The sequence below is a fragment of the Parvimonas micra genome, assembly GCF_021300775.1.
In the GTDB taxonomy this organism is placed as follows: domain Bacteria; phylum Bacillota; class Clostridia; order Tissierellales; family Peptoniphilaceae; genus Parvimonas.
On record NZ_JAJTJP010000002.1, the window covers coordinates 1 to 13609 of the forward strand.

General features: G+C 30.0%; 8 protein-coding genes. All 8 read right to left on the reverse strand.

Features of this window, described 5'->3' with window-relative positions:
- Positions 1-327: 327 nt before the first annotated feature.
- Positions 328-1458 (reverse strand): acyl-CoA dehydrogenase family protein, encoded by a 1131-nt coding sequence (locus tag LW893_RS03340; protein ID WP_233055813.1) that lies wholly within the window; start codon positions 1456-1458, stop codon positions 328-330.
- Between the two features lie 158 nt (positions 1459-1616).
- Positions 1617-3119 (reverse strand): glycerol kinase GlpK, encoded by a 1503-nt coding sequence (gene glpK / locus LW893_RS03345; RefSeq protein WP_233055814.1) that lies wholly within the window; start codon positions 3117-3119, stop codon positions 1617-1619.
- Positions 3120-3128: 9 nt separating this feature from the next.
- Positions 3129-3788 carry a hypothetical protein gene (locus LW893_RS03350; RefSeq protein ID WP_233055815.1) on the reverse strand — a complete coding sequence of 220 codons (660 nt, stop codon included), beginning with the start codon at positions 3786-3788 and terminating at the stop codon, positions 3129-3131.
- A 1-nt stretch (position 3789) separates the two neighbouring features.
- The gene (locus tag LW893_RS03355; RefSeq protein ID WP_233055816.1) at positions 3790-4644 is read right to left on the reverse strand and encodes an ATP-binding cassette domain-containing protein; all 855 of its coding nucleotides are present in this window, start codon (positions 4642-4644) and stop codon (positions 3790-3792) included.
- Complete coding sequence (locus LW893_RS03360) at positions 4645-5334, reverse strand: 5'-methylthioadenosine/adenosylhomocysteine nucleosidase (RefSeq protein WP_233055817.1); 690 nt, start codon at positions 5332-5334, stop codon at positions 4645-4647.
- 1067 nt (positions 5335-6401) lie between these two features.
- Positions 6402-8201: an oligopeptide ABC transporter substrate-binding protein gene (locus tag LW893_RS03365; RefSeq protein ID WP_233055818.1), complete on the reverse strand. Its 1800-nt coding sequence runs from the start codon at positions 8199-8201 to the stop codon at positions 6402-6404.
- A gap of 1432 nt (positions 8202-9633) precedes the next feature.
- Entirely contained in the window at positions 9634-11415 is a 1782-nt protein-coding gene (locus LW893_RS03370) for an oligopeptide ABC transporter substrate-binding protein (protein WP_233055819.1), read from the reverse strand.
- Between the two features lie 384 nt (positions 11416-11799).
- Positions 11800-13575 carry an oligopeptide ABC transporter substrate-binding protein gene (locus LW893_RS03375; RefSeq protein ID WP_233055820.1) on the reverse strand — a complete coding sequence of 592 codons (1776 nt, stop codon included), beginning with the start codon at positions 13573-13575 and terminating at the stop codon, positions 11800-11802.
- Positions 13576-13609 lie beyond the last annotated feature (34 nt).

Consider the following 13609-nt stretch of genomic DNA (forward strand, 5'->3'; position numbering starts at 1 on the left):
GCCAGGATCAAACTCTCTATTAAAAGTTCGTCTGCTCTCGCTGACTTTTTGTTACACCAAATTATTGTTTTTCTTTGTACTCTCAAAGTTTTTATCACTGTTTACTTTTCTTGGTTCATTGTCACACTTACTGCGACCTTAATATTATATCACTTGGATACTCCTTTGTCAACACTTTTTTTAAATTTTTTAAAAATATTTTTAAAGGATTAAATATTAGTTCGTTTACATGTGTTTATATATTATATCAAGCCAGTTTTATTAAGTCAATACTTATCTATAAATAAAAAAGGAATCCAAAATAGATTCCTTATTATATAGTAACTTTTATAAAATTGAATTTCCTGTTATATTCTTTCCTACCCATGATTTTAAAACATCTATACTTGGGAACATAACTTGACTTGCATAAGCGTCTCTCATTAATCTCTCGATATTTCCTTTTCTATTGTATGCTTGTCCACCACCAATTCTCATTGCAATGTTTGCATTTTCAATTGAATTTTCAGAAGCTATTATTCTAGCAGTCATTATTTTTCTAAATCCATCTTCTTCTAATTTTCCGAATGAATTAATAGCTGATTCTAAAGCTCCTTTTGCAGCTAGCACATTTGCATATAGTTTTGAAATATGAACTTGAATAGGTTCAATGTCTGCCAATGAACTTTCACCGTATTTTCTATTTTTTGCATGATTCAATGCTGATTCGTATAATGATTGACATACACCTGAATAAACTCCTGCAAGTCCAGTCATAAAGTATATTACATCTATATTCACTTCATAAGGTTGAGGACAAGTTTTTCTGCAAATTTTAATTCCATATTTATTGTCTAATTTTATATTTTCCATAATCATTGGACAGGAGTTATTGCCCTTCATTCCAATTCCTCTCCAATCACTTTCTTTAAATGATAACCCTTCTGATTCTCTTGGAATTAACCAGTTTTTCATTTCACCTTTAGAATTTTTAGGAACTGAAATTAAATAGTAATCAGCATAGTTAGCTGAAGTAATCATACTTTTAACGCCACTAATTACAGAATAGTCTTCAAATTCTTCTAATTGTGTTTGTGATTTGAATACATGAACACCACTTTCAAATTCACTTCTAGCTAGTGATAACATTTTATTGTTTTCGACAACTTCTTTAATAATGAATTTTTTGAAGTCTTCATCTGTAAATGTTAAAACAAATTTTAATGCAACATTATGCATTGTATATCCTAACCCAACTGTTGCAGCACCTTCAGCAAATGCTTGAGTAATAAAAGCTTGTGCCTCTGGACCTGCACCTTCTCCGCCGTATTCAGTAGGAACTAAAACTTTAAAAAATCCTTCTTCTTTAATTTTGTCAAATATTTCTTTTGGAAATTTTCCGTTTTCATCAATTTCTTCTGCCACTGGCTTTATATACTTATCTGAAAATTCTTTTGCCCATTTATAGTAATCTCTCATCTCTACCTCCTAAAATTTGATTATTAGAATTATACCCCTAGTTTGCGACATTAACATTAAAATTTTCTATGCTAATTTTCTGTTATAAGTAAAATTTATGGATAATTTTGCAAACAAAAAAGACTCAATTCAATTAAACTGAGTCTTTAAAATATATCTTATTCTTCATCTTTATCCCAATCAAAAGTTCTTTTTACTGCTTTTCTCCAACCCTTTAACTTTTTCTTTCTATCTTCATCGCTCAATAAAGGTTGAAATGTTTTATCTTTTTTCCAAATATTTTTAATTTCATCTGTACTTTTCCAAAAGCCCACAGCAAGCCCTGCTAGGAATGCGCAGCCCATTGCTGTTGTTTCAAGAATTTCCGGTCTTGTAACTTCTGTATTTAACATATCTGATTGAAATTGTAGTAAAAATCCATTGGCACTTGCTCCACCATCAACTTTTAAATTTTGTATTTTTATATTTGTGTCTTCTTCTATACAGTTAAAAACATCTACACATTGATATGCAATTGATTCAAGCATCGCACGAATTATATGTTCTCTTTTCGTTCCTCTTGTAAGTCCAAAAATTGCTCCTTTTGCATTCATATCCCAGTATGGAGCTCCAAGTCCTGTAAATGCCGGAACTATGTATACGCCATCAGTATCATCAACTAATTTTGCATATTGTTCAGATAAACTCGCATCATATAGTAGTCTAAGCTCATCTCTTAGCCATTGAATTCCCGCTCCTGCAATAAATATACTTCCTTCAAGAGCATATGTAACTTTGCCATTAATTCCCCAAGCTATAGTTGTCAGTAAACCATTTTTAGATTTTAGAACATCTTTTCCTATATTCATTAAAAGGAAGGCTCCTGTTCCATAAGTGATTTTAGCTTCAGCTTTTTCAAAACAAGTTTGTCCAAAAAGAGCTGATTGTTGATCACCTATAACTGCAGAAATAGGGATTTGTGCTCCACCAAATGTATATTCATCAGTATATCCATATATTTCACTTGAATCTTTAACTTCTGGTAACATTGACTTTGGTATATCCAAAATCTTTAAAATATCTTCGTCCCATTGTAGACTATTAATATTAAATAACATTGTTCTTGAAGCATTTGAATAATCAGTTATATGCACTTTTCCCCTTGTTAAGTTCCAAACTATCCAAGTGTCAACAGTGCCAAATAACAACTCTCCTCTTTTCGCTCTTTCTCTTGCTCCTTCAACATTATCTAGTATCCATTTTATTTTTGTGGCGGAAAAATAAGCATCAAGTTTTAAACCCGTCTTTTCAAAAATTAAATCCTCATATCCAGTTTTTCTTATTTCTTCACAAATCTCAGCAGTTCTTCTACATTGCCAAACTATTGCATTATATATTGGTTTTCCAGTTTCCTTTTCCCATATAATCGTAGTTTCTCTTTGATTTGTTATTCCAATCGCCTTTACTTCATTAGGTCTTACGAAGTTTCTTTCTAAAACTTCTCTACAAACTCCTGATTGTGTAGCCCAAATATCCATAGCATCATGTTCAACCCAACCAGCCTTAGGAAAAATTTGTTTGAATTCTTTTTGAGAAACTCCTTTTATTGTTCCATTGTGATCAAACAAAATAGCTCTTGAGCTCGTAGTTCCTTGATCTAAAGCCAATATATATCCGTCCATAAAAACCTCCTAAGCTCTTATATCAATATTTAATATCCACTTTCTATTATTACGTGCCAAGTAAAATTGTAACCCACAAAACAATACAGCAATAATTGCCAAGATTATAGTTGTATAATACTCTTGAACATTAGGATATACAATTCTATATATATAAGTTAAAAGTATAATCACAAATGAGTACATATATCTATAGAAAGTTTTATGTACTCCCTTCCCTTTTTTCATAGAAATATTTTTATAAAGTAATGATATAAAAGTTGCTAATTCAGCACTAACACATATTGATAAATAGATTACAACTAAACGAATAATAGTATCTAATTCCATAATATTTGAAAATAACTTTGCATAGAAAATTTCAAATAAAAATATCAATAAAAAGAAAGCTAAACTATAAATCGTACAACATAAAGTTTTTATATTTGCTATTTTCTTTCTACTACAACCATTTATAAACAATTGATTTATAATATTTTTTCCTGAGAAAATAAATGTTAAGAAAATCGCAACTAAAATGGACATAAATACTTCTGTATCAAGATAAATATCAAAATTCAATAGTTTTGCTATTGCTAAAAATACGAATTCACTTAAAACAGAAAATAAAATTCCAGTAAGAAAAGTATCAAACAATACTCTTAAAGAATAATTTAATCCCTTTTTCAACTTAACGACCTCCTTCTTCAGAAGCAGTAATAGCTTCATATAATTCTTTCAAGGAAACAGTTCTACTCGCATGAGCTCTAACTTCATCCTCATCATTAGCTAGAATATAAGCTATTTTCAGTTTAGAAAAGTTTTTAAGCGTTTTAATAGCTAATACATTTCTATCCTTAACAGCTGTACTAATAAGGTCAACAGAACCAGAAATAGAATAAACCATTTTTTTAAGTTTTTCTCTACTTTCAAAAAGTACAACTTTTTTATCTTTTATAATTATTATATAGTCAAGATAATCAAAAAAGTAATTTGCATTTTTACTATGAATAATCGGAGTATAGCCTCTTCTTCTATAATTTCCCATTAAAATATCACTTAATTTTCTAATATCTAGACTTGAAAGTCCAACTTCAGGTTTATTAAATAGAAGATATTTTTTATTCATACAAATTGTAACAATAGTTCTAAAAATAGTGCAATTTTGAACATTTTCCTCTGCTTTAAATTTGCTATCTAAATCCATTTTAAAGGATTCACAAAGCTCTAAGGCATAGTGTAAATCAAATTCAGAATTAAATTCAGAAATTGTCTTTAAAACCTGTCTTAAAGTATATCCATCATAAAATTCCATTTTTGGACACATATATATCAAATCTCTTGCATTTTCAGGAGCTTTTCCATCAATCAAAACAGTTCCATCATCTTTAAAAGTATAATTACATAGAATATTAAAAATAGTCGTCCCACCAGAATTAACTCTTCCTAAAATTCCATAAGTTTTTCCTTCTTCAATCTCTAAATTAAAATCATCAATTGCTACAAATTTCCCATAGTTTTTCTTTAAATTTTTAATTTCAATCATTTATATTTCCTCTATAATATCCAAAATAATACTCTTAACAACCTTTGCTGACTCTAATACAAAAGTTTCAAAATCACAGTCTGCTTCTTCATTTGCATTATCAGATATTGAACGTAAAGCTAAATATCCAACATTGTTTAAATGACAAGTATGCACGATAGAGCAACTTTCCATTTCACAACAAAGAGAGTCAAAATTTTCTTTAATCCTATCTTTAATTTCCTTTTTAGCTACAAAAATATCGCCAGTAGCTATAATTCCTTTAAAAATTCTATTTTCAGGAAGAACTTTTAAAGCCTTTTCATAAGAGATATCAACTAATTTTTTATCAGCAATAAATTTAACATCACGAAGTGCTGGTATTTGTCCCATTACATAACCAGCTTCTGTACAATCAAAATCATGATAGAAATATTCTGTTCCTATAACTAAATCACCAATTTTTACTTTATCATCAGTAGAACCAGCAACACCAATATTAATAATAACGCTCGGAGAGAAGTTGTCAATCATGCTTTGAGTGTAAATTGCAGAATTTACCTTTCCTACACCACAAATACCTAAAACAACTTCCTTATTAGAAATATTTGCAAGGTAAAAAGTAAAATAACCCTTTGTAACTTTTTTTGTTTCAATTTTATCTATAATTTCCATTAACTCTTCATCAAGAGCACTAATAATACCTATCATACAACCACCTCGTTATTATTTTTTTATTTTTCCAAATTTTTTATTTTTAAATTTAATTTAAGGTTAATATGGCAAAATGTACATATCTTAATTAAGATAAATAAAAATTTAAATTAGTATTACATAAAAATGTAAACTAATAAATCATACTTTAAAATAAATCCCCAAATACTAAAGTATGAAACCATAAAACCTTATACACCAAATCTTTTTTGATAATTTTTAAGATAGGTGTAGAATTATCTTACTCAATGTAAAAGTACTAAAATGAAAGTAAAATAATTGTGTCTTTATCATATTGTATAAAGGCACTTTTATTTTGCCTAAATACTATACCATAATTTCTTTTAATTATTTTTTATGGCAATCATGGTTCAATATTTATAGATTAAAACAAAGTTTTAATCTATAAATATTATATCATACACCCCAATTATAAAAAAGGGAATTTTCCCTATTTTTCAAAGTTTTTCAAAAAAAAAAAAAAACGCAAAGACAAAAATTATACTTTATCTTCGCTCTTAATGTATTGTAGATACATATTGAAATTATATTTTTTTATTTCTTTCAGAAATATTATTGTTTGTAAACAAACAATAATTGAGATCTCTCCGCTCCGTTACTCTCCGGTCGAGATGACGTGTTTGGGGTTCTTCTTTTTTAATTGTTATGACGTGAACTATTTTGTTTTATAGCCTATATTTTTAAATAAGTTTATATGATTTTTTACTATATTTTTTCTACTACATTTAAAAAGATATTTTGGAGTTTATTTACTCTTAACGTCTAGCTATTAAACAACGATTATTCCCTTATACGTCATCTTGAGCGAAACGTAGCATAGCGAACCGAAGTCAATCTAGCCCTAACTTTGTTTACTCGTAAACAAAAGTAGGTCTGACGCAAAGATTGTTCAAATCTTTGATTTGAGTACAATCGACTGTGAAGATCTCATACTTTTGCTTTAGCAAAAGTAAATGTATCGTAGATACATTGGGCGCCCGGGAACCTTGTTGTTTCACAATAAAAAAAGCGTGGAAATTTTCCACACTTTTTTTTAGTTATTTTTATTTATCAACTTCTGGTGCTTCTTTAGTTAATTCTAAATCAGAATTTCTAAATGGAGCTTGTCCTTCTTTAGGTAAAGAAATATCATATTTTTTAACTCTATTGTTAACAAATGATTTTGTAGTATGTGAGAAAGTTGGAATTACTATAGCTTCATCAACAACTAAGTATTTACTTAAATCTTTATAATGTTGTAATCTCACATTTGGATCAGTGTTATCAAGAGATACTATATTAGCTAATAATTTATCTAATTCTGGAGAAGCAAATCTTTGGAAGTTAAATACTTCATGTCTTCCGTAGAAACCAGTTGGGTCTGGGTTAGAACCTGTACTCCATCCACCCATGTAAACATCAATTTCTGGATCATCATTTTCTATTTTTTCATAGAATGAGTTGAATTCAATTAATCTTCCATTAATAAGTTGAACATCAAGACCAATTGCTTTCCATTGTTGAAGTAAGAATTGAACTGTTGGTTCTTGAGTTGATCCACCTTGCATTGCAGCAAAGTTAATCTTTAATGGTTGACCATTTTTATCTTCTCTTATTCCATCGCCATTAGTATCTTTGTATCCAGCTTCGTCAAGAACTTTTTTAGCTGATTCTAAATCAAATTTGATTCCTTCAAAGTCTTTATCATAAATTGTAGCAAAGAATGGTGGAATAATTTGATATAGAGGAATACTTAAGTTAGAAAGTAATTTATTATTAAGAGTATCTCTATCAACAGCCATTGCCATAGCTTTTCTTAAGTTCTTATCAGCCATTTTTGCATTAGGATCTGTAACAACTTCGTTCTTTTCTTTGTTCCATTTTCCTAATTTGAATGAAATATATCCATATCCACCATAGTAGTTACTTGCTATTTTACCATTCTTTAATGCTGCAAATTTTTCATATAAGTCAGATCCAAATGAATCAATAATATCATATTCACCTGATTTAGCAGCTGCTACTACTTGTGCAGATGGAACTGCTTTGATTTCCATTTTTGGAGTCTTTGGTTTACCAAATGCATAGTATGGGTTAGCTTCAGCTATAACTTGTTGTCCAGGTACTATTTCTTTGATTACATAAGGTCCAAATGATAATGGATGTTTTCTTGTAGCATCAGCTGTTGCTTGTTCTTTAACAGGAATGTCTTTGTAAATATGGTCTGGTACTGGATTGAAAGGAATTCCCTTACCCCAATATATAGAGTGGTCAAATTCTTTAAAGTTTATTTCTAAAGATTTATCAGAAAGTACTTTAACCCCTGATACATCTTTAGCTTTTCCATCATGATACTCTTGCATACCTACTACGTTCATGTAGTCAGTACCGAAACGAACTCCTTCATAATCTGGATGTCCGATGATTAAATAATATCTTAAAAAGTCTTTTGCAGTAACTGGAACTCCGTCACTCCAAGTTGCTTTTTCATGAATTGTAATAATTGCTTTCTTTTCTTCTTTGTTAAATTCGATTTTTCCTAATCCAGTATTACCAAGTTTGCCGTCAGGGTCTCCATCAAAGAAGCCTCCCATACCAACCCAGTTCATGATAGTCATATCGAAGTTGTCTCCAGCGAATGCTTCGTGGAATACGCCTTTGAATGGTGATTCAGAAATGATACCAATTTTTATAGTACCATTTTCGATTGGTGTTCCTTCATTTTCAACTACTGGATTTGGTTTAAATCCTGATTCTTCTTTCTTTCCACTGTCTTTGCTATCTTTTCCAGTTTTAGCTCCACAGCCTGAAAGTATCATCAAACTAGCTAATGCTAAAGCTGTTAATTTTGATGCTTTTTTCATCTTAAGTCTCCTCCTTGAGAAAAAAATAAATATTTTTCAAGATAATCGTTTTCTAATTTACATCACACAAAAAATTTAGTTCTACTGTGATTTTATATGAGTATAACTCAACACTTAAGAAACATATCTTATCTTTACAACTAGAATTATAGCATAACATTTCCTAAAACAAAAGTTTTTTTTTGTTAAATTAAAATTTAGACAAAGTTATTATCTATAATAATGTTTTAACACTGAACATATTCATTTAAGTTTTTATTTCAAGCAAAAAAATTTTTGTATATAAAATCCCTTATTTTCAATATTTTAATTATTTTTAATACTTTTAAAATTAAAAAAAATTTAAAATTTTCACTTTTCAAAAAAGTTACATTTTTTTAATATTTTCTTAATTTTGTAATTCAAATCACATTTTTAAAGTTTTTTCACAAAAAAATCACTCTCTATGTATCTGCGATACATTTACTTTTGCTAAAGCAAATAAACTTCGAAAACAATTAAAAAAATGTATAAAACAAAATAGTTCACGTCATAGAAACTTGCAAAGAAAAGCTCCCAACACGTCATCTTGATCGGAGCGTAGTGTAGTCAATCTAGCCCTAACTCTGCTTACTTGTAAGCAGAAGTAGGTCTGACGCAAAGATTGTTCAAATCTTTGATTTGAGTACAATCGACTGTAAAGATCTCAACTATTGCTTGTTTACAAGCAATAGTATTTCTGAAAGAAATAAAAAAAATACAATTTCTATATGTATCTTCGATACATTCTAGTTTTGCTTATTCATAAGCAAAACTATGAGATTTCTCCGCTACACTCTACTTCGCTACGCTTCGTTCCGTTACGGTCGAAATGACGTATAAGGAGAATAACTTTGTTTAAGAGCTAGACGTTAAAAGTAAATAAACTTCAAAAATAATTTTAAAAAAGAGATAAAAAATATATAATACAAAATACCTCACGTCAAAGTTATTTGCAAAGAGATGCCACTAACACGTCATTTCGACTGTAGCGTTAGCGAAATGGAGAAATCTCAATTATTGTTTGTTTACAAACAATAATATTTCTGAAAGAAATAAAAAATACATTTTCTATATGTATCTTCGATACATTTTAGTTTTGCTTATTCATAAGCAAAACTATGAGATCTCTCCACGTTGGTCGAGATGACGTATAAGGAAGTAGCTTCGTTTGGTAGCTAGACGTTAAAAGCAAATAAACTTCGAAAATAATTTTAAAAAAGAAATAAAAAATACAAAACAAAATAATTCACGTCAAGGGTGGGGTTCTTCTTAAATTATCTATCTACAGTCAAATTATTATAACACTTCCCCCTTTTTTCTCCACTAAAAAAGTGCCAATGATTGCTCATCGACACCTTTGTCATCAGTCTGAAGAAACCACTTTCGTGGTTTCTTATAAATAATTTACTTACTATTTAACTGGTTCTTCAGAAGTTAATTCAACATCATATAATCCAAAGTTAGAGCCTGGAGTTATATCCCATTTCTTAATTCTGTTGTTTACAGCAACTATAGTTTTTCTAAATAAAGTAGGTACAACTGGTGCATTTTCAAACATATAGTTTGCAAATTCTTTGTATGCTTTTGATCTAAAATCTTTATCTACTGCTTCAAAAGAGTTGATTTTAGCTAAGATAGTATCTAATTCTGGAGATGAAAATCTTGAGAAGTTAAATGCAGCTTTTTTTCCGTAAAGATTATTTGGGTTAGGGTTTGATCCTGTTCCCCAAGCTCCTTGGTAAACATCTATTTCTGGGTCATCATTTTGAATTTTTTCATAGAATGAGTTAAATTCAATTAATCTTCCAGTAGCAAGTTCAACATCTAATCCGATTGATCTCCATTGTTGGATATAGTAGTTAGCAATTGGTTCTTGAACAGCTCCACCTGACATTGAAGCGAATTTAATTTTGAATGGTTGTCCATTCTTATCTTCTCTTAATCCGTCTCCGTTAACATCTTTGTATCCAGCTTCATCAAGAAGTTGTTTTGCTTTTTCAACATCTAATGTATATCCTTTTAATGAATTATCATAGAATTCTTTAAATGCAGGAATCATTAATTGTGTTGCATTTCTTCTTAAACCTTGGAAGAATTTTGCTCCAACTGCATCATTATCAATTGCGTAAGCCATAGCTTGACGTAATTTAACATCTGCCATCTTTGCATTAGGGTCAGTTACTACTTCACCTTTTTCTTTATCCCATTTACCTAGTTTAAATCCTATATAAGTATAAGATAATTCATCTTTAATACCAAGTTTAATATTTTTTAAATCTTTAACTTTACTATAAAGATCTGAATTTAATCCAACAGTTACATCATATTCTCCAGCTTGTAATGCAGCAACGATTTGTGCTGATGGTACAATTTTCCAAATAACAGTTTTAACTTTTGGTTGTCCTTTATAGTAATATGGGTTAGCTTCAAAAATTACTTGTTGTCCAGGAACTATTTCTTTAATATAGTAAGGTCCTGGAGATAATGGGTTCTTTCTAGTTATGTCATGAGCTTCTTGTTCCTTAACAGGAATATCTTTTAACTTATGACTTGGAACTGGCTCAGAAGGAATTCCACCACCCCAAAGGATACTAGGAGTGAATTCTTTAAAATTAACTTCAAATTTCTTATCACTTAAAGTTTTGAAACCTGATATTTCTTTAGCTTTTCCATCATGATATTCTTCAATACCAACTACATTTCTTATTTCGCCAGTAAAACGAACACCTGTGTAGTCTTTATCAGCTATAATTTTATAGTATTCTAAGAAGTCTGCTGATGTAACAGGAGTTCCATCATTCCATGTATATTTTTCATTAATAGTTACAATTATTTTCTTTTCTTCTGGTTTAAATTCAACGTCAGCACCGCCGCCGTTTACAATTTTAAAGTTTTCATCAACTTTGAATGTTCCGCCAGCTGAATACTCTAAAATTTGCATATCTGGATCTGCTGTTGCGAATGCTAAATGGAAAATACCCGTAAATGGTGAGTCACTAATATAAGCAACTTTTAATGTAGCATTTTCTACTGGAGTTCCTTCGTTTTCAACAACTAAGTTATCTTGAACCCCAGCTTCTTTCTTTTCTTCTTGTTTAGTGCCGTTAGATTCTTTCTTTTCACTCTTACCACAAGCGGAGAATAAAAAAGATGTTGCTAGACACAATGCAACTAATTTTGATAATTTTTTCATATCTTTATCTCTCCCTTTTCTAATAAATTTACACGAATTACGGATCGCGCATAGATAGATTATAGACTTTAACAATAATCCTCTTTATTGTATTAAATAAAAACTTACAAAATAAAGAAGCCCCCAGTTTGCTTCCCTTTCCGTTACCTCTATTTAACTTTGAACTATTATACTATATAAAAATTATTTTTGCAATACTTTTTTGAAAAAAAATAAACTTTGTTTTTAAAATAACATAAAACTTAGGAAAATAACATTTTCCCGTTAAGTAAATAAGAACCCCACCCTTCCACGATGCTTCGCATCGGGTGGGTTCCCGGGAACCTTGTTGTTTCACAATAAAAAAGAAACCACTTTCGTGGTTTCTTATAAATAATTTACTTACTATTTAATTGGTTCTGGTGCTGTTAATTCAACATCCTTAACAGTAAATACAGATCCAGGAGTTATATCCCATTTCTTAACTCTGTTGTTAACTGCAACTATACTCTTTCTGAATAGAGTTGGTACAACAGGAACATTTTCAAACATGTAGTTTGCAAATTCTTTGTATGCTTTTGATCTATAGTCTTTATCTACTGCTTCTACAGAGTTTATCTTAGCTAAGATAGCATCTAATTCTGGAGTTGCATATCTTGGGAAGTTGAACGCTGCATTTCTTCCGTAGAAAGCTGTTGGGTTAGGGTTTGATCCTGTTCCCCAAGCTGCTTGGTAAACATCAATTTCAGGATCGTCTGCTTGAACTTTTTCATAGAAAGAGTTAATTTCTATAAGTCTTCCATTAGTAAGTTGAACATCTAATCCGATTGATTTCCATTGTTGCATATAGTATTGAGCTATTGGTTCAGCAGTAGCTCCACCTGACATTGAAGCGAAGTTAATCTTGAATGGTTGTCCATTTTTATCTTCTCTTATTCCGTCTCCATTAACATCTTTGTATCCAGCTTCGTCAAGAAGTTGTTTTGCTTTTTCTATATCTAATGTATATCCTTTTAATGATTCATCATAATATTCTTTAAATGCAGGAATCATTAATTGAGTTGCATTTCTTCTTAAACCTTCATAGAATTTAGTTCCTACTAAGTTATTATCAATTGCATAAGCCATAGCTTTACGTAATTTAACATCTGCCATCTTTGCATTAGGGTCAGTTACTACTTCACCTTTTTCTTTATCCCATTTACCAAGTTTAAATCCTATATAAGTATAAGATAAGTCATCTTGAACCCCTACTTTAATATTCTTTAAATCTTTAACTTTATTATAAAGGTCTGCATTTAAAGCAACAGTTATGTCATATTCTCCAGCTTGTAGCGCTGCAACGATTTGTGCTGATGGAACTACTTTCCAAACAACAGTTTTAACTTTTGGTTGTCCTTTGTAGTAATATGGGTTAGCTTCAAAAACTACTTGTTGTCCAGGAATTATTTCTTTAATATAGTAAGGTCCCGGAGATAATGGGTTCTTTCTAGTTATGTCATGAGCTTCTTGTTCTTTAACAGGAATATCTTTTAACTTATGACTTGGAACTGGTTCATAAGGAATTCCACCACCCCAAAGGATTCCTGGGTTAAAAGTTTTAAAATTAATTTCAAATTTCTTATCACTTAAAGTTTTAAAACCTGAAATGTCTTTAGTTTTTCCATTATGATATTCATCTATACCAACAACATTTCTAATATCATCATCAAAACGGATACCTGTATAGTCTTTATGAGCTACTATCTTATAGTATTCTAAGAAGTCAGCTGATGTAACAGGAGTTCCATCATTCCATGTATATTTTTCATTAATAGTTATAATTACTTTCTTTTCTTCTGGTTTGAATTCGAGATCAGCACCACCACCGTTAATCAACTTGAAGTTTTCATCAACTTTAAAAGTTCCACCTGCACAATAAGTCAAAATTTCTAAGTCTGAACTATTTGTTGCATAAGCATAGTGGAAAATACCTGTAAATGGAGAGTCACTTACATAAGCAATTTTTAATGTAGCATTTTCTACAGGAGTTCCTTCATTTTCAATAACCAAGTTATCTTGAACTCCAACTTCTTTCTTTTCTTCTTGGTTTGTTTTACTCTTGTTATTACTATTACCACAAGCAGTAAATAAAAACGATGTTGCTAAACACAACGCAACGATTTTTGATAATTTTTTCATATCTAAATCCCCCTTTATGTATTTGTACGAATTA

What these genes read in the sequence shown, in the direction of transcription:
- LW893_RS03340 (WP_233055813.1), bottom strand. Translation starts at nt 1,458, where the DNA reads ATGAGAGATTACTATAAATGGGCAAAAGAATTTTCAGATAAGTATATA.
- LW893_RS03365 (WP_233055818.1), bottom strand. Translation starts at nt 8,201, where the DNA reads ATGAAAAAAGCATCAAAATTAACAGCTTTAGCATTAGCTAGTTTGATG.
- LW893_RS03355 (WP_233055816.1), bottom strand. Translation starts at nt 4,644, where the DNA reads ATGATTGAAATTAAAAATTTAAAGAAAAACTATGGGAAATTTGTAGCA.
- LW893_RS03370 (WP_233055819.1), bottom strand. Translation starts at nt 11,415, where the DNA reads ATGAAAAAATTATCAAAATTAGTTGCATTGTGTCTAGCAACATCTTTT.
- glpK (WP_233055814.1), bottom strand. Translation starts at nt 3,119, where the DNA reads ATGGACGGATATATATTGGCTTTAGATCAAGGAACTACGAGCTCAAGA.
- LW893_RS03375 (WP_233055820.1), bottom strand. Translation starts at nt 13,575, where the DNA reads ATGAAAAAATTATCAAAAATCGTTGCGTTGTGTTTAGCAACATCGTTT.
- LW893_RS03360 (WP_233055817.1), bottom strand. Translation starts at nt 5,334, where the DNA reads ATGATAGGTATTATTAGTGCTCTTGATGAAGAGTTAATGGAAATTATA.